This is a genomic window from Streptomyces sp. NPDC056486 (assembly GCF_042795295.1).
Classification (GTDB): Bacteria; Actinomycetota; Actinomycetes; order Streptomycetales; family Streptomycetaceae; genus Streptomyces.
The window spans coordinates 39,483-56,455 of the sequence record NZ_JBHTSF010000050.1; the positions used below are offsets into that span (position 1 = coordinate 39,483).

At 70.0% G+C, this 16,973-nt stretch carries 16 protein-coding genes; 3 read left to right on the plus strand and 13 right to left on the minus strand.

What is annotated here, in order from left to right; all coding sequences use genetic code 11:
• Nucleotides 1-14: 14 nt before the first annotated feature.
• Nucleotides 15-404 (plus strand): winged helix-turn-helix transcriptional regulator, encoded by a 390-nt coding sequence (locus ACFQ7F_RS21200; protein ID WP_383272578.1) that lies wholly within the window; start codon nt 15-17, stop codon nt 402-404.
• A gap of 62 nt (nt 405-466) precedes the next feature.
• Here ACFQ7F_RS21200 and ACFQ7F_RS21205 read toward each other — a convergent pair whose 3' ends face one another.
• From ACFQ7F_RS21205 to ACFQ7F_RS21255, 11 genes are all read right to left on the minus strand, one after another.
• Nucleotides 467-1,279, minus strand: a complete 813-nt coding sequence (locus ACFQ7F_RS21205) for an SAM-dependent methyltransferase (protein ID WP_383272580.1) — start codon at nt 1,277-1,279, stop codon at nt 467-469.
• 123 nt (nt 1,280-1,402) lie between these two features.
• Nucleotides 1,403-1,825 (minus strand): acyl-CoA thioesterase, encoded by a 423-nt coding sequence (locus tag ACFQ7F_RS21210; protein ID WP_383272582.1) that lies wholly within the window; start codon nt 1,823-1,825, stop codon nt 1,403-1,405.
• Between the two features lie 53 nt (nt 1,826-1,878).
• Nucleotides 1,879-2,523 (minus strand): hypothetical protein, encoded by a 645-nt coding sequence (locus ACFQ7F_RS21215; protein ID WP_383272584.1) that lies wholly within the window; start codon nt 2,521-2,523, stop codon nt 1,879-1,881.
• A 75-nt stretch (nt 2,524-2,598) separates the two neighbouring features.
• Entirely contained in the window at nt 2,599-3,504 is a 906-nt protein-coding gene (locus ACFQ7F_RS21220) for a TIGR03619 family F420-dependent LLM class oxidoreductase (protein ID WP_383272586.1), read from the minus strand.
• 175 nt (nt 3,505-3,679) lie between these two features.
• Nucleotides 3,680-4,264: a TerD family protein gene (locus ACFQ7F_RS21225; RefSeq protein ID WP_363209647.1), complete on the minus strand. Its 585-nt coding sequence runs from the start codon at nt 4,262-4,264 to the stop codon at nt 3,680-3,682.
• Between the two features lie 53 nt (nt 4,265-4,317).
• The gene (locus ACFQ7F_RS21230; protein WP_383272589.1) at nt 4,318-4,911 is read right to left on the minus strand and encodes a histidine phosphatase family protein; all 594 of its coding nucleotides are present in this window, start codon (nt 4,909-4,911) and stop codon (nt 4,318-4,320) included.
• Between the two features lie 65 nt (nt 4,912-4,976).
• On the minus strand, nt 4,977-5,762 hold the full coding sequence (locus ACFQ7F_RS21235) for a hypothetical protein (RefSeq protein WP_383272591.1): 786 nt from the start codon (nt 5,760-5,762) through the stop codon (nt 4,977-4,979).
• Nucleotides 5,762-7,060, minus strand: a complete 1,299-nt coding sequence (locus ACFQ7F_RS21240; protein ID WP_383272593.1) for a VWA domain-containing protein — start codon at nt 7,058-7,060, stop codon at nt 5,762-5,764. Before ACFQ7F_RS21240 ends, ACFQ7F_RS21235 begins: the two co-directional genes overlap by 1 nt.
• Nucleotides 7,061-7,164: 104 nt before the next feature.
• Entirely contained in the window at nt 7,165-8,391 is a 1,227-nt protein-coding gene (locus ACFQ7F_RS21245) for an FAD-dependent monooxygenase (RefSeq protein WP_383272611.1), read from the minus strand.
• Nucleotides 8,391-9,035, minus strand: coding sequence for a C39 family peptidase (locus ACFQ7F_RS21250; protein WP_383272595.1), 645 nt, complete (start codon nt 9,033-9,035; stop codon nt 8,391-8,393). Before ACFQ7F_RS21250 ends, ACFQ7F_RS21245 begins: the two co-directional genes overlap by 1 nt.
• 23 nt (nt 9,036-9,058) lie before the next feature.
• Nucleotides 9,059-10,270, minus strand: a complete 1,212-nt coding sequence (locus ACFQ7F_RS21255) for a pyridoxal phosphate-dependent aminotransferase (RefSeq protein ID WP_383272597.1) — start codon at nt 10,268-10,270, stop codon at nt 9,059-9,061.
• Nucleotides 10,271-10,354: 84 nt separating this feature from the next.
• Between ACFQ7F_RS21255 and ACFQ7F_RS21260 the strand changes: the two genes are divergently transcribed.
• Complete coding sequence (locus ACFQ7F_RS21260; protein WP_383272599.1) at nt 10,355-10,999, plus strand: winged helix-turn-helix transcriptional regulator; 645 nt, start codon at nt 10,355-10,357, stop codon at nt 10,997-10,999.
• A gap of 172 nt (nt 11,000-11,171) precedes the next feature.
• On the opposite strand, the gene ACFQ7F_RS21265 is transcribed toward ACFQ7F_RS21260, so the two are convergent.
• Nucleotides 11,172-12,686 (minus strand): sensor histidine kinase, encoded by a 1,515-nt coding sequence (locus ACFQ7F_RS21265; RefSeq protein WP_383272601.1) that lies wholly within the window; start codon nt 12,684-12,686, stop codon nt 11,172-11,174.
• Nucleotides 12,673-13,353, minus strand: a complete 681-nt coding sequence (locus ACFQ7F_RS21270; protein WP_383272603.1) for a response regulator transcription factor — start codon at nt 13,351-13,353, stop codon at nt 12,673-12,675. The genes ACFQ7F_RS21265 and ACFQ7F_RS21270 overlap by 14 nt, the downstream gene beginning before the upstream one ends.
• A 232-nt stretch (nt 13,354-13,585) precedes the next feature.
• Here ACFQ7F_RS21270 and ACFQ7F_RS21275 point away from each other — a divergent pair, with 232 nt between their 5' ends.
• Nucleotides 13,586-16,915 carry a S8 family serine peptidase gene (locus tag ACFQ7F_RS21275; protein WP_383272613.1) on the plus strand — a complete coding sequence of 1,110 codons (3,330 nt, stop codon included), beginning with the start codon at nt 13,586-13,588 and terminating at the stop codon, nt 16,913-16,915.
• The last annotated feature ends 58 nt before the right edge of the window (nt 16,916-16,973 follow it).

A 16,973-nucleotide genomic window follows, 5' to 3' on the forward strand; every position in this document is an offset into this window, starting at 1 on the left:
AAGGAGGAACTTCAATGTCCCAAGGGAACACCGGTGTTACGGCGCAGGTGGTGAACGCGCAGGCGTGCCCGCTGCGGGAAGTTCTTGACAGGGTGGTGGGGAAATGGAGCATCTCGATCCTGGTCGCGGCGGCCCACGGCCCCATCCGCTTCACCGAATTGGAGCGCAGCATCGAGGGCATCAGCCGCCGCATGCTGACCCTGACCCTGCGCAACCTCGAGCGCGACGGCCTGCTCACGCGCACGGTGTATCCGACGGTTCCGCCGAAGGTCGAGTACGAACTGACGCTGGTGGCCCAGGAGTTGCACGGCACGCTCCTGACCCTGACGGGGTGGGCCGAGCGGCACCGGGTGACGATCGCGCAGTCGCGTGCGGACTATGACGAGAAGCGGGGGCTGGTGTAGGCGAGGGGTCTGGCCCCTCGCCTACACCAACCCCCGTCGCTCCCGCATGATGGCGCGGGTGGTTACGCCTTGCGGGCCACCGCGCCGTACGCGTCGACCGGCGTCGCGTCCTCGGTGTCCGGGCGCCACCGGGTGACCTGGGAGACACCGGGCTCCACAAGATCCAGGCCGTCGAAGAAGCCGCCGATCTCCTCGACGCTGCGGACGTGGTAGGGGATCGCACCGCTCTTGTTGTACGCGTTCGACGCCGCGATCATGCCGTCGCTGGTGGCGGTGCTGTCGCTGATCACCAGGTAACTGCCGGAGGGCAGGCCCGCCATGAGCTGCGACACCAGGTCACGCGCCTGCTCGTAATCGGCAACGTGGCCAAGGGTGTTGAGGATCATCAGGGCGACGGGCTTTGAAAGATCCAGGGTCGCGCTCGCGGACTTCAGGATCGCCTTGGGGTCGTAGAGGTCGGCGTCGATGTACGCGGTGACGCCCTCGGGCGTACTGGTGAGCAGCGCGCGTGCGTGGGCCAGGACGAGCGGGTCGTTGTCCACGTAGACGATCCGGGAGTCCGGGGCCACGCGCTGGGCGACCTCGTGCGTGTTGTCGGCGGTCGGCAGGCCCGTGCCGATGTCCAGAAACTGGCGGACGCCCTGCTCCGTCGCCAGATGGCGGACCGCGCGGCCGAGGAACTGCCGGCTCAGCCGCGCCACGTCGACGAGGCCGGGGTGGATCCCCTTGATGTGGTCGCCGAGCTCGCGGTCCTTCTCGTAGTTGTCCTTGCCGCCCACGAAGTAGTTCCAGAAGCGCGCGGAGTGCGGCGTGCTGGTGTCGATGCGCGCGCGAATGTCCGCTGCGGCGTCGGCTTGGGGGTCGCGATCCGACACGAGGGGCCTCCTGTGGGTGAACTGGGTGAACGGTCCTGCTTGTTAATTGAAAGAACGATCACCTGCCAATCTAGTTCCCGCGCCCGGGCCAGTACCCCCAACTCGCCTTTCGCCGAAGGCTGCTCAGAGGCCGATCACCGTCGGGTCGTCGGCCAGCGCCCTGAAGTACTCGCGCGGGTCCCGCACCATCTGCCGTTCAGTGAGGTCCAGGAGGCCGCCGACGGAGCGCAACTCGGCTGCCTCCGTGCCGTCCGCCTTGCGGATCGACTGCTCGATGCGGAACGTCTTGCGCTCGCCCCACACGAACACACAGGTCACCTCCACCTCGTCGCCCGCGCGCAGCTCGCTGAAGTAGCGGATGGTGTTCTCCAGGGCGACCGGACCCACCCCCTTGGCCAGCAGATCGGCCTGCTCGATGCCTGCCGCGCGCAGCACCGACCAGCGGGCGTGCTCGGCGTACTGGAGGTAGACGGCCTGGTTGACGTGGCCCTGTGCGTCCGTCTCGTACCCACGGACACTGATGCTCACGGAAAACGGCTCCGCCACGACATTCCTTTCGACGGTTCCACACGGATACCTGCTCTTCACTGCCCTGCCCGCTATCCCCTCCGAGGCGACGCCAGGAGATAGCGCACGCCGCCCGGCCGCTCGGCGTGTTCGCTGACCTGCCATCCCGCGGCCTCCAGCGCGCTCGCGCACGCCCGCAGCCCGTCGGACGTCACATCGCGCACGGCGACGGCCTCGGGCTGCGGGGTCTCGCCCACCCGATAGCCCTCGTCAGGCCCCGGCGAACAGCCCGCCGCCTCCAGGGCCAGTGCCGCCGCCCGCACCAGATGCGTCCGTTCCCAGGCGCAGGGGCGGTCCCGCGCGCCGTCCGGATTGGTCATGCGGCGCATCTCGAGGAGGCCCTCCCAGGCGCTGCGTACGTCGCGGGCGCGGGCCGGGGTCCCGGCGTCCTGCGGGGGTATGGGCTCGGCGCCCGTGCGGGCGGCGAAGAGGCCGGAGGCGGCGGGGGCGGCCGGGGGAGGGGCGGGGATCTCTGCGGCGGGACCGGTCCCGGCGTCCTCCCGGACGCGGTGGCCCGTGGGCGTCAGGAAATAGGCGTGCGGCGGCCGGGGGTGCCGGAAGGCGAGGCGGTGGCGCACGAGTCCCACCAGCTGTGCCTCGCTCCCGGCAAGACGGCCCGTCGCCGGGTCGGCGGCCTCGATGATGCGCCGCTGAGCCGCCGTCGGAGGCTTCGTCATGAGCCCACCTCTTCCCCAGATCCTCTTCGCCTGGTTCCGATAGTGCCTCGTGCCACTGACAACGGCCGCGGGACCTCAGCGAACTGTTCCCGCGGTGAGGTCGACCACCCTCTCGGCGACGAGGTCGAGCGTGCGCCGGTCGTCGTCGGCGGTGCCGCGCTCGCCGGGCGTGCCGGGGTAGGTGTCGAGCAGGACGTCCGTGGCGCCGAGCTCGGCCAGTGTCTCCAGGTCGGCGCGGAGCTGGTCGACGCTGCCGTGCCCGAGGGGACGCTCTGCCGTGTCCGGCTGCGGGGCGAGCCGGAGCTGGAGGCGGGGCACGAGGTCGGGTGCGGGGCGCCCGGCGGCCTCGGCCTCCGCCGCGATCCGGGGCAGCGCCGTCCGCAGCACGTCGAGCGTCGGCATGAACGGGTGCCAGCCCTCGCCGAGGCGGGCGGCGCGGCGCTGGGCGGCGGGGGAGTTGCCGCCGACCCAGACCGGCAGCTGCGCCGCGGGGAGAGGAGCGTTGTGGATGCCTTCGTAGGCGACGTAACGGCCCTGGAACGAGGTCGTCTCCTCGGTCCATGACGCGCGGATCGCGGCGAGGTACTCGTCCGTGATGGCGCCGCGCTCGTCGAAGGGGACGCCAAGGGCCTCGTACTCGGCGCGGGACCAGCCGACACCGGCGCCGAGGATGAACCCGGCGTCGTTCAGCTGGTCGATGTTGGCGGCGAGGCGGGCGGTCTGGAGCGGGTGACGGTAGGGGATGACCGTGATCGTCGTGCCGAGCCGCAGCCCCGGTACGCGGCCCGCGAGGTGCGCGGCGAGTACGAACTGGTCGTAGAACGGCGCCGGATAGACCGAGTGCACGTCGGGGGTGACCGTGATGTGGTCGGAGATCATCGCAAAGCCGAACCCGATGTCGCGGGCATCGGTGGCCTGCCGGACGAGGGAGTCGGGAGTGGTGCCGGAGCCGAAATTGAGGAGGTTAACGCCGTATCGCATGACGGCAAGTCTTGATGATCTTCGGGGTGCGTGTCGAACCGGGGCACGGCCTCGACCGGGCAGGCCGGTTTTCCCCGACGGGTCAGCCGGTTCGCCGACGGGTCAGCCGGTTCGCCGACGGGCCGGCCGGGGAAATCGGCCGGCCCGGACTTCCGCCGCTTGTGCTGCTTGTCCGCTACTTGCTCATGGCGAAGCGCATCAGGGCCTGCTCGTCGCCCTGCTTGATCTTCCCGGTCTCGTTGATGACCTGGAGCTTCCAGGCCCCACCCTCCCGGACCGCCTTGGCCACGGCGCAGCCGTTGTCATTGGTGAGCAGGCTCGGCCAGATGTCGGCGACCTGCTGGGTGCTGCCACCCGTGGCGTCGTACACCTTGAAGCTGATGTTGCGCGCGTTCTGGAAGGCGCTGCGCTTCTTGTACGCGGCGGCGACGAACACGATGGACGTGATGTTGTCCGGCACACGCTCGAACTCGACGGTCACCGTCTCGTCGTCACCGTCGCCCTTGCCGGTCTGGTTGTCCCCGCTGTGCACAAGGGAGCCGTTGCCCAGCGGGTCGAGCGAGTCGAGACCGGCGAGGCGCACCGGGTCCGCACCCGCCATCGCGATGGCGATCAGGTCGAGGTCGGTGCCGGCCTTCTGGCGGAGCTTCCCCAACACCCCACCGCTGCTGCCGACAGTCGGGTCCCAGGACACCCCTATGGACAGACGGGTCACTCCGCCGAGATCCGCCGGTCCGTCTTCCTTCTTGAGCGTGATCATTCGCGATCCTTCTTGGTGGTGAGAGTGCTATTTGAGACAGAGTCTGCCTGGTTTCACGGGCGGATGTTCCAGCTCGCGACCACCGGGCGGCCGTGCTCCGTGCTGAGGCGGCAGACCGTCCCCGTCGCCAACTGGAACAACGCCCCGCCGGAAGCCGGGAGTCCGAGGCGCCGAGCCGTCAGGACCCGCAGGAAGTGGGAGTGGGCGAAGAGGACCACACTGCCCTCGTTGTTGGCGAGAGCCGCGTCGACCTTGGCCAGCATCCGGTCGGCCCGCTCGCCGACCTGCTCCGGAGTCTCACCGGGGTGCTCGGCGGGGCCCGCGGCCACTCCGTCCGTGAACAGGTACCAGTCGGGGCGTGTGCGGTGGATCTCCACCGTCGTGACCCCCTCGTACGCCCCGTAGTCCCACTCGCTCAGATCGGCGTCGACGAAGGCATCCGGGAACCCGGCAAGACCCGCCGTGTCCCGGGCCCGCTCCCGGGGACTCACGAACGCCGCCCCGATCCGGAACCTCCCGATGAGGGGTGCGATGCCGCGCGCCTGCTCCCTGCCGTTCTCGGTGAGCGGGATGTCCGTCCAGCTGGTGTGCTGCCCGGACAGCGACCACTGGGTCTCGCCGTGCCGGGCGAGGAGCAGGTCACCCATGGTGGGGAACTTCCTGTCTGTCGGTGGTGGCCGGTCCGGAAGGCCCGGTCCGGCCACCATCGAGGTTAGATCCCCGCAGGTACGCGCGCCGGGCGGCCCGAGCCGCGCGTCAGGCAGTACCCCCCGATGCCCGCGAGGGCACCGAGCACGCCACCGGCCGCCGTCCACAGCCAGCGGGACGACCACAAGCCCGACGCCCAGCCGTCCTCCGGCTCACTGGAGGCCGCCTCCATCTTCGTGCCGATCCCCGGCACCAACGGCTTCGCCAGCGCGCCGTCCACCGCCGTCGCACCGCCCGCGTCGCTCGACGTGACCTCCGTCGCGGCCTGCATCGGCAGCCCCAGGTCGTCCGCCTTGAGGCCGGTGACCGTCAGGCGCGCGTAGTACGTGCCCGGCAGCGGGTCGTTGGCCCACGGCTCGGCCCATCCCCGCACCGTGCGCAGGGTGCAGGACAGCTCGACCGTGGCGGCGTCCTGCGCGGCCGTCCTGGTCTGCGCGCCGAACCGGCACGCCTGATGGCGCCGCAGCCCGTCGTACACGTCGACCTGCCAGGTGGAGTCGCCGTGCCGGGTGGAGCCCTCGGGCAGCTTCACCGTGGCGTGCACGGTGGGGCTCTGCCCGACGTCCGCCGGGAACGACCAGTACAGGTAGTCGCCGGTGGACGCCTCCGCGGTGGCCTCCTGGTCCAGCTGGATCGCGGTCGCCGTACGGAAGGACGTACCGGCCTCGGTCGGCGCGGCGGCCTCGTCGTCATCGGAGTCCGCCACGGCGGCGCCCGCCGCCCCGCACAGGGCGAGCAGCGCGGCCCCCGCCAGCACACCGGCTCTGCTCAACACACGTGTCGTACGCATCAGTTGGTCCTCCAGACCGCGAAGCGCCAGCGCGAGACCCAGCCCCAGACCAGACCGGCGATGAAGCCGGTGAGGATCAGTGCGCCGAGCAGCCACCAGCCGTTGCCCAGACCGAAGGACGCCACGTCCGACGCCTCGTCGGGCGCGTCCACCAGGTCGACGGCCAGCTCGACGGGCAGACCCGGAGTCGTCTTGACGGAGGAAGGAGCGGAGAAGGAGTTGCTGACCTGGAGACACACGGTCTCGGGGGCGGGTCCGCCCTCGTCGGTCTCCTCGTCGTCCTCCTCCGGCTTCGGATAACGCAGGCCGGTCGAGATCACGTCCGTACGTCCGTCACCCGCCTCGGAGCCCCGCACGATCTCGCGCCCGTGCACGGTCGATGCCCGCAGCAGCACGCCGTAGTCCTGGTTGACCGCACGGTCGGCGCCGACGCTGACGGAAGCGCGCAGCTCCTGGCCGGGCTTGACGTCGACGCGGTACCAGCGGTGCTCGCCGAACTTCTCACGGTCGGTGTAGACGCCCGCCTTGAGCTGTGGGGCATCGGTGCACTGGGCGGCGCCCTTCGCCGCCACCGGGGTGGCGACGGGGTCCGCCGCGCGGTCCACCAGCTGCTTGACGCGGCCGGAGAGTTCATCGGTGTGCCGCACCGACGTGTACGTACCGCCGGTGGCCTCCGCGATGCAGCTCAGCTGGTCGCGGGTCTTGGCGTCCGGCACGAGGCCGAGCGTGTCGACCGTGAGGTGGATGCCCTCGGCGGCGATCTTGCGCGCCACCTCGCAGGGGTCGAGCGGCTGGCAGGTGTCCTCGCCGTCGGAGATGAGGACGATACGGCGGCTGCGCTCGGTGTCGTCGTCCTTGAGGTCGTCGGCGGCCTTCAGGAGCGTCGGGCCGATCGGCGTCCACCCGGTGGGCGCGAGCGTGGCCACCGCGGTCTTCGCCTCGGTGCGCTTGTCGCGGTCGAGCTCCGCGACCGGGTAGAGGAGCTCGGTGTCCTTGCAGCCCGTCTTGCGGTCGTCGCCGTGGTAGTTGGCACCCAACGTCCGTATGCCGAGCTGGACTTCGTCCGGCGTGGCGTCGAGTACCTCGTTGAACGCCTGCTTCGCCGCCGCCATCCGGGACTTGCCGTCGATGTCGCGGGCCCGCATCGAACCGCTGACATCGAGCACCAGCTCGACCTTGGGTGAGGGCTGTGCCGGTTCGTCGTCGTCGGCGGAGGCGGGACCCGCCGTGCCGAGACCGGCGGTCAAGGCGGCGAGCAGGGCGAAGGCCCCGGCCGCCAGCCGTTGTCTTGTGATCATCGCGGAATCTTATTGATCTTGGCGTGCATACCCAAACCCGCAGGTGGGTATCAGCCGACACCCCGTCACGACGTCAGCTCACCGCCGCACTTCACCGCCGCACTTCACCGCTTCAGCTCACGGCCCCCGAACGTCCCGCCCGCTTCGGCCTGTTTCCACCATGTCTCGAGCGCCGTCTGGTCCATGGACCGCCAGTGCGGTGTCTCCTGGACGAATGCGCGGCCGAGGCGGCGTCCCAGATCGACCATCGCACCGCCGACCGCGGTGCGGTTGGTGTCGTACGTGTCGAGTGCGTCCTGCCAGGTCGTGGCCGTGGCGAAGGCGGACTCCAGGGCCGTCGCGTCCTGCAGCGCCTTGACCGCGCCCGCCCCGGTGTGCGGTCGGGCGACCGTGGCGGCGTCACCCATCAGGAGCATGCGGTCCGTGGTGTAGCGGGGCGCCGTGAAGTCGTACATGGGCTGGAGGAAAAGCTCGTCGGGAAGAGTCGTGCGGACGAGTTCGCCCCAGTAAGGCGGCAGCAACTCGTCGCACACGTAGGTGAGATGGGAGGAGAGAGCCTCTGTCAGCTTGCCCGGCGGCAGGCCGGCGGGGCCGGTGAGCCGCAGGTCGTGGCCGAGTCCCAGGTCCAGGTCCGGCGGTGGCGTCGTGTACAGAAGCCAGTTGACGCGGTGACCGCCCGCCCCGTCGGGGATGCGGTAGACGACGGAATGACCGCCGGGGAAGACGACGTACGCGCCGTCCTCCCGCGCCCACAGCTCCGGGTCGGGCAGCCGGTCGGCGGGGAAGGCGCCCCGCCAGGCGAGGTATCCGGCGTACGCGGGACGCACGGTGGGGAACGCCGCCTCACGGACCACGGAGCGGTAGCCGTCGGCACCGATCACAAGGTCGACGCGTTCGGTGCCGTCGGCGGTGACCACCTCGGCGCCCTCGATGCCAGGACGCACCTCCTCGACCACCACGCCCGACCGGAAGACCACGGAATCGGGCACTCGGCCGCGCAACTCACGCCACAAATGACCCCAGTTGTACGTACGGAAAGAGAACGGCATCGCCCCGATCTCGCGCCCGAGGGGCCCCGTCGCCGAACCGTCCCGCACATACCAGCGGCGCCGCTCCAGCTGCACCCACGGCATGTCCGCGTCCAGATACCCGGCGGATTCCAACTCCCTGTAACGAGAGGTGTGCACCGCGACACCGACACCGCGGTCCGCGAGGTGACCCGTGGTCCGCTCGTACACGGTGATCTCGTCGGCGCCCCCGCGGTGCGCGGCGAGTGCGGCGGCGCATCCGGCGATGCTCCCGCCCACGACGGCGACCTTGCCTCCACGCATCATCGCGACATCCTGACAGGAGCAGTGACCTGCTGTCCGGGCAAGGACACCCCGCGTCCGGCGAAGAACGGTTCGAAGTCCGAAAGTGTCATGTCCGCCATCCGTGTTCCGGCGTCGATCCCCGAAGGGTTGTGCAGGTGCAGGCCTCCGTCAGCGGTACGCCCGGTGACAAGCACCAGGTGGCCGCCCCGGCCGGGCGAAGGGCGGTGCGGGCGGCGGATCTCGAAGTGCACCGAGACCATGACCGAACGGCCCTCGTCGAGCAGTCCGACGATCTCCTCCACCGTGAGGTGCCGGTGCACCGTGGCGTCGACGCCGTGCACGTCGCGCACGTACTCCGCGAACGGGGCGTAGATGAGTCCGCGGATCGTGCCGTCGGCATCCTCCGTGTACGCGCCGTACTTCAGCGCGCCGTCCCGCAGCTCGAAGAGCGAGGGCGAGGACGGGCCGAGCGCCATCCGCAGGCACGCCAGACCGCACAGGTGGGCGCACCAGCGCGCGTAGTCGTCGAGGGTGGCGGCGCCCGATTCGGCCCAGGCAGGATCGGCCGCGCGGTCGAGTCCGCCGTACACGATGCTCTCGACCAGGTCGGGCGAGGCGAACTGGGTGAGGGAAGGGGTCTGGCAGGTGGAGCAGAGAGACACACGAGCCCCGTCGTCCGATGACATCACTGGCGGTATCCGCTGAGGAAGCGGCCGATGCGGCTGATCGCCGCGTCGAGATCATCAGCGTAAGGGAGGGTCAGAATGCGGAAGTGGTCGGGGCGCGGCCAGTTGAAGCCGGTGCCCTGGACGACCTGGATCTTCTCCTGGAGGAGCAGGTCGAGGACGAACTTCTCGTCGTCGTGGATGGGGTGGACCTTGGGGTCGAGGCGCGCGAAGGCGTAGAGGGCGCCCTTCGGCTTCACGCAGGAGACGCCGGGGATCTCGTTCAGCTTCCGCCACGCCATGTCGCGCTGCTCGTACAGCCTGCCGCCCGGAGCGGTGAGCTCATGGATGGACTGCCTGCCGCCGAGCGCGGCCTGGATGGCGTACTGCGCGGGAGCGTTCGGGCACAGGCGCATGGAGGCGAGCATGGTCAGCCCCTCCAGGTAGCTCTTCGCGTGCTGCCGCGGGCCCGTGACGACCAGCCAGCCCGAGCGGAAGCCCGCCACGCGGTAGGTCTTCGAGAGCCCGCAGAAGGTCAGGACGACGAGGTCGGGGGCGAGGGCCGCGACGCTGTGGTGCACGGCGTCGTCGTACAGGATCTGGTCGTAGATCTCGTCGGCGAACACCATCAGGCCGTGGCGGCGCGCGAGGTCGAGGATGCCTTCCAGGATCTCCTTCGGATACACGGCGCCCGTGGGGTTGTTCGGGTTGATGATCACGACGGCCTTCGTCCGGTCGGTGATCTTCGACGCCATGTCGTCCAGGTCCGGGTACCAGTCGGCGGACTCGTCGCACACGTAGTGGACGGCCTTGCCTCCGGAGAGGGTCGTCACGGCGGTCCACAGGGGGAAGTCCGGTGCGGGGATGAGGACTTCGTCGCCGTCTTCGAGGAGCGCCTGGACGGCCATGGTGACCAGCTCGGAGACGCCGTTGCCGAGGAAGACGTCGTCCACGGAGACCCCGTTCAGACCGAGGGCCTGGTAGCGCTGGGCGACGGCGCGGCGGGCCGAGAGGATGCCGCGCGAGTCCGTGTAGCCGTGCGCCTGGGGGAGCATCCGGATCATGTCCTGGACGATCTCCTCGGGCGCCTCGAAGCCGAAGAGCGCCGGGTTGCCGGTGTTCAGGCGCAGGACGCTGTGGCCCGCCTCCTCCAGGGCGTTGGCGTGCTCGATGACAGGACCCCGGATCTCGTAACAGACCTCGCTGAGCTTGCTGGACTGCCGGAACTCCATGCGCTGTGCCTCCCGTGACGTGAGTTACTTGGTTTTACCAAGCTGGGGCTTGGAAAGTCCAACAACTTGCATAGACTGCGTCGCATGCCACCTGCACCCAGGCCTCGCCGAAGCTACGACCAGTACTGCGCTGCCGCCCGTGCCCTCGACACCGTGGGTGACCGCTGGACCCTCCTGATCGTCCGTGAACTCCTGGTCGGCCCCCGCCGCTACACCGACCTGCACGCCGATCTGCCGGGCGTGAGCACGGACGTCCTGGCGTCCAGGCTCAAGGACATGGAGCGCGAGGCCCTGGCCACCCGCCGCCGCCTCCCCCCGCCGTCGGCGGCGTACGTCTACGAACTGACCGAGCGGGGCCGTGAGTTGCTGCCGGTCCTGCAGGCACTCGCCACCTGGGGTGCGCCCGCCCTCGGGGAACGCGCACCGACGGACGCGGTCCGCGCGCACTGGTTCGCGCTGCCGCTGCTGCGGGCCCTGGCGGGGCTCGGGGTGGAGGGCGTGGTGGAAGTGCGCCTGGATGAGGGGGAGTTCCACGTACGACTCGGGGGCGCGGGGGAGTCCTACGGCGACGGCCCGGCGCCCGCGGACCCCGACGCCCGCCTCGCCATGGACGCCGAGACGTGCGTGGCGGTGAGCGGGGGTGTGCTGACGGTGGGGGACGGCGTGCGGGCGGGCCGCATCGAGCTGTCGGGCGAGAGCGTGCTGGCGAAGGCGCTGCGGGCGTCCTGACCGGCGCCCTCGGCATACAGTTGCCGGTGTGCTGCGTGAAGTGACTGCTGTCCGGTCAGGTCTCGCCAGCCGCTACCGTCGCGCGACGCGACGTTCCGGGCATCCCTGTTCAGTGAGGTGTTGTCCGCCCTCGCCGGTACCGACACAGCAACTGTCGCCAGTTCGCATCCGGCTATTCCTCGGCTGGGTTTGGGGCTTGGGGGAGACGTAGTTGGAAGCATGCTCCGAGGGCCTGGGGGGTGAGGGTGAGGGTGCCTTGGTGGCGGTGGGCCAGGTCGCGGGCGATGGCGAGGCCCAGGCCGGTGCCGCCCTGGTCGCGGGAGCGGGCGTCGTCGAGCCGGACGAAGCGTTCGAAGATGCGCTCGGCGTCCTCGGCGGGCACGCCCGGTCCGTCGTCGTGCACCGTGAGGACGACCCAGCCGTCCTGGCTCCGGACGGTGATCTGGATGCGGTGTGCGGCGTGGCGGGCGGCGTTGTCGATGAGGTTGCGCAGCAGCCGTTCGTATTCGTCGGGGTTTCCGGGTGCGTGTGCGGGGGCGGTGCTGTCGCAGGTGAGGTTCAACGGCCGTTCGGTGAGGGGGTATTGCTCGGCCAGCCGGGAGGCGAGGGCTGTCAGGTCGACGGCGTCGGGACCGGCTGTGGGGGTGCGGGTGTCGAGGCGGGCGAGGAGCAGCAGGTCTTCGGTGAGTGCCTGGAGGCGGCGGGTCTGTCGTGCGGCGGTGGTGGCCGCGGCGGGCCAGTCGGTGCGTTCCGGGTAGGCGAGCGCGACTTCCAGGCTGGCCAGCAGCGTGGTGAGGGGGCTTCGCAGTTCGTGGGCGGCGTCCGCGACGAAGCGGCGCTGCTGGGTGGCGGCGTCGTCGAGGCGTTGGAGGGTGGTGTTGATGGTGGTGGCCAGGGCGGCGATCTCGTGTCCCGCGGCGGGCACGGTGACGCGTTCGCGGGGGTCGCTCGCGGTGACTGAGGCGGTGAGGACGCGAATGGCTTCGACCGGCCGCAGCGCGATGCGGACGGCGAAGTAGGCGACGGCGGCGATCAGTACGAGGCCGACGAGCCCGGCCCGCAGCAGCCGGCGGTCGGTGGCCTCGGTGATTTCCTCCGCGATGTCCTCGCCTGCGTGCGGAAGCACCACCACATAGACCCGCAGCTGGGCGTCGGCGGTGACACCCAGAGCGGCGACTCTGTCGTTGCTCAGTTCATCGGCCCTGACATCGTCGTACATGACCGGGTAGGTCCCACCGTCCTTGCCGAACCGGTCCATGGGCTCGGAGTCGTGGCGCCTTGGTATACGCATGGGTTCGGTCGTATAGCTCCAGCCTCCCGAATCGTCATCCGGTGGGGCGGGCAACTCGGCCTTCGGTGGGGCGGGCAGCACATGGCGGGTGCCGGGATCGAACTCCTCCATGCCTCCGCCGTAGGCGACAGCGGCACGGCGGCCGGTCGCGACGACCTCGTACGGCACAGTGCTTCGGCGAACGGGAACCACACCCTCCTCCACCTGATCGACGAGTGCCGAGAGCTGTTCCCGCGCCTGCACATCGGCGATCTGTGTGCTCTCGCGGTAGACGTCGCGGTGTACCCACCAGCCGATGCCGACCAGGATGACGGCGGCCGCCGAGGCGGCGGCCAGAGCCGTGCGGGCCCGTACCGAACGCGGCCACCAGCGGCGTCGCGGCTCAGTCGCGTTCACGGTCGTCCACCAGCCGGTAACCGGTACCCCGTACGGTCTGCAGGGACCGTCGGCCGAACGCGGTGTCCATCTTCTTGCGCAGTGCGCTGACGCGCGCCTCCACCAGGTTGGGATCGAGGGCTTCGTCGGGCCACGCGTGATAGAGCAGATCCGTTTTGGAGACCGCCTGGCCCGCCCGGCGGGCCAGCAGCTCCAGCACGGCGAACTCCCGGGGTGTGAGTTCCACCCGGGCCCCGGCCCGGCGGCAGACCCGGCCGGCGACATCCAACGAGAGGTCGCCCACGGCGAGGACGGGCGGTGCGACCGTGGCGGCTCGTCTGACCAGCGCCCGCAGCCGTGCGACGAGCACCATGTAGGAGAAGGGTTTGGCCAGGTAGTCATCGGCCCCCGTGTCCAGGGCCTCTGCCTGATCCCAGTCCCCGTCCTTGGCGGTGAGTACCAGGATGGGGGTCGCGTTGCCCTCCCGGCGCAGCTGGGCGCAGACCTTGTAGCCGTTGAGTCCGGGCAGCATCAAGTCCAGTACGACCAGGGCGTATTCGCCGGTCCGGGCCATCCACAGTCCCTGCCGGCCGTCATGGGCGAGGTCGACGCTGTAGCCCTCGGCGGTCAGACCGGTGCGCAGGGTGTGGGCAAGGTCCACCTCGTCTTCGACCACCAGGATGCGCATGCGGTGCAGCCTCGCACAGCGCCGGCCCGCCTTCCTGATCGGCCGGTCAGGTTGGATCAGCATCCGGTCAACGAGGTTCGGGCACGCTGGCGGTCCTCGGCCTCGGGTGCGTCTGCGGTGACGCGGGGGTGCTGAGCCGAGTTGGTCAAGCTCAACCAGCAGAAACCCAGTGATTACACCCGGAAGACAACGAGTTCTCACATAGCCTCCAGGGGGAGACTTGCGCAGACAAGTGAAAAGCGCGTGCACGGCCACGATCGCCACGGCGGCAGCCGTGGCTCTGGCGGCGGGCATGACCGGCCCGGCGTCGGCAGAGGCCGAGCGCACGACCAGTGACTCGGCCGCCGACCAGGCCGTACAGATCACGCCCAAGCACCGCATCACCCTGATCACCGGCGACCGCGTCGTCGTCGACGCCAAGGGCCGTGTCACCGGCCTGGAGCGGGCCAAGGGCCGTGAGGGGATACCCGTCCAGATCCGCAAGGCCGACGGACACACCCTCGTCGTACCGGCCGACGCCGCGCGGCTGATAGCCGACGGCAAGCTCGACCAGCGGCTCTTCGACGTCACCGAGCTCAACAAGTCGGCCGGCCGCAAGGCCCAGAAGCAGGGCCTCAAGCTGATCGTCGGCTACCGCGGCGCGGCCGCGGCGGCGAAGGCGGACGTCCGCGACGCCGGCGACACCAAGGTCCGCAGGACCCTCACGTCGCTGAACGCGGACGCGGTGCTGACGCCCAAGAGCGACGCGTCCGACCTGTGGGCCGCGGTCACCGACACGCGGTCCGGCGGCGCGAAAACCGCCTCCGGCATCGCTCATGTGTGGCTCGACGGGGTCCGTAAGGCCAGCCTCGACAAGTCCGTTCCGCAGATCGGTGCCGACAAGGCGTGGGCCGCCGGGTACGAGGGCAAGGGCGTCAAGATCGCCGTCCTCGACACCGGTGTCGACGGGACCCACCCGGACCTCAAGGAGCAGGTCGTCGGGGAGAAGAACTTCTCCACGTCCCCCGACGCGACCGACAAGTACGGCCACGGCACGCACGTCGCGTCCATCGCGGCCGGTACGGGCGCCAAGTCGGCGGGCAAGTACAAGGGTGTCGCACCGGGCGCCAAGCTGCTCAACGGCAAGGTGCTCGGCGACGACGGCTCCGGCGACGACTCCGGCATCCTCGCCGGTATGGAGTGGGCGGTCGAGCAGGGCGCCGACGTCGTGAACCTCAGCCTCGGCGGCGGGGACACCCCCGACATCGATCCGCTTGAGGCCCAGGTCAACAAGTTGTCCAAGGAGAAGGGCGTCCTCTTCGCGATCGCCGCGGGCAACGACGGCGGCGAGCAGACGATCGGCTCCCCGGGCAGCGCGGAGGCCGCGCTCACCGTGGGCGCCGTCGACGGCTTGGACAAGCTGGCCGATTTCTCCAGCACGGGCCCCGGCCTCGACGGGCAGATCAAGCCCGACGTGACCGCACCCGGCGTGGACACCACGGCCGCCTCGGCCCCGGGCAGCGTCATAGCCAAGGAGGTCGGCGAGAAGCCGCCCGGCTACGTGAGCATCTCGGGTACGTCGATGGCCACCCCGCACGTCGCGGGCGCCGCGGCGATCCTGAAGCAGCAGCACCCCGACTGGACGTACACCCAGCTCAAGGGCGCGCTGACCAGCTCCACCAAGGGCGGCAAGTACACGCCGTTCCAGCAGGGTTCGGGCCGGATCCAGGTCGACAAGGCCATCAAACAGACCGTGGTCGCCGACCCGACGTCGGTGAGCTTCGGCCTCCAGCAGTGGCCGCACACCGACGACAAGCCGGTCACCGACAAGGTCACGTACAAGAACCTCGGGAAGACCGACGTCACGCTGACCCTCGCGGTGGCGGGCACCGACCCGAAGGGGCAGGCCGCACCGGCCGGCTTCTTCACGCTCGGCGCCAAGACGCTGACCGTCCCGGCGGGCGGCACGGCCTCCGCCGACCTCAAGGTCAACACCAAGCTGGGCGGCACGGTCGACGGCGCCTACTCGGCGTACGTGACCGCGACCGGCGGCGGCCAGAGGGTACGCACGGCGGCGACGGTGCAGCGCGAGGCGGAGTCGTACGACGTCACGCTCAAGTTCCTCGGCCGTGACGGCAACCCGGCGAAGTACTACGGCGCCGACCTGGAGGGTGTCACCGGGCTCGCCCAGGACAAGTGGTACTCGCCCTACGACGAGTCCGGCACCGTCAAGGTCCGTGTTCCCAAGGGCGGTTACATCTTCGACTCGGCTATCTACGTCGACCCGGACGACCCCGCCAAGGGCTTCGACTGGGTGGCGCAGCCGAAGCTGAGCATCACCAAGAAGGCCACGATCACGGTGGACGCGCGGACCGCGAAGCCGGTGGACATCACCGTGCCCGACGCGGCGGCGAAGTCGGAGGTCGCTCAACCGCTCTACACCGTCGGCACGCCGACCGGCAGCAGCTCGTACGGCTGGTGGCTGGACTCGTACGCCAACTTCCGTACCGCGCACGCCGGCCCGCAGATCACCGACGGCACCCTGTACCAGCAGTGGGGCGGTCACTGGGTCAAGCCCGCCGAGGAGTACGACACCCTCGCCGGCGGCAAGGTCAAGCAGCTCGCCACCGGTTACACCAAGCACTACAAGGCGAGTGAACTGGCCACGGTGAAGACCGGCCTGGGCGCCTCGTCGAGCGGCAAGCAGGGCGTGATCTACGCCTGGGGCGAGGTGCCCGGCAGTACAGACACCTTCGCGCCCGGGGTCCAGCAGAAGCTGCCCGGCACGCGCACGCTGCGCCTGTCCACCGCGGGCGGAGCAAAGTGGAAACTCGACTTCGAGCAGCACGGCGGGCTCGACGAGAACGGCTTCCCGATCGTCGAGGCCTTCTACACGCTCGGCACCCCGCAGACCTTCAAGGCCGCCAAGACCTACGAGAAGACCTTCCACACGGCGGTCTTCGGCCCACGCATCGGCTCAGACCTCGGCCTCTACCGCGAGGGCAACGGCATCTACGGCTCCCTGCCGCTGTTCGCCGACGGCAAGACCCACGCCGGCTCGTCGCTCTACTCGTCGGCCACCACGACCCTCTACCGCAACGGCACCAAGGTCGGCTCGAACAGCGACCCGCTGGAAGGGCAGGGCACCTTCACGGTCCCGGCCGGTGACGCCGCGTACAAGCTGACCACCTCGGTCAAACGCAGCGTCAAGGTCGCCGCGGCCTCCACCCGCGTCGACGCCAGCTGGACCTTCCGCTCCAAGAAGGCCGACCTGGCGAAGCTGCCCGCTTCCTCGGTCCGTTTCAACGCGGCCGTCGGCCTGGACAGCAGGGCTCCGGCGGGCAAGAAGGTCTCCGTCCCGGTGACCGTCCAGGGTTCGGCCGCCGGCAGCAACCTCAAGTCGCTCGCGGTGTACGTGTCGTACGACTACGGCCAGACCTGGAAGAAGGTCACCGTGAAGAACGGCAAGATCGCGGTCACGAACCCGGCCAAGGGCAAGGGCATCTCGTTCCACGCCAAGATCGCCGACAAGAAGGGCAACAAGTCGACGATCTCGATCTACAACGCGTACTACGGGAAGTGACGCCTGGGGCTGATCCGGTGGATCACCGAAAGATTCGCTGAACGCTGACACGCACGGA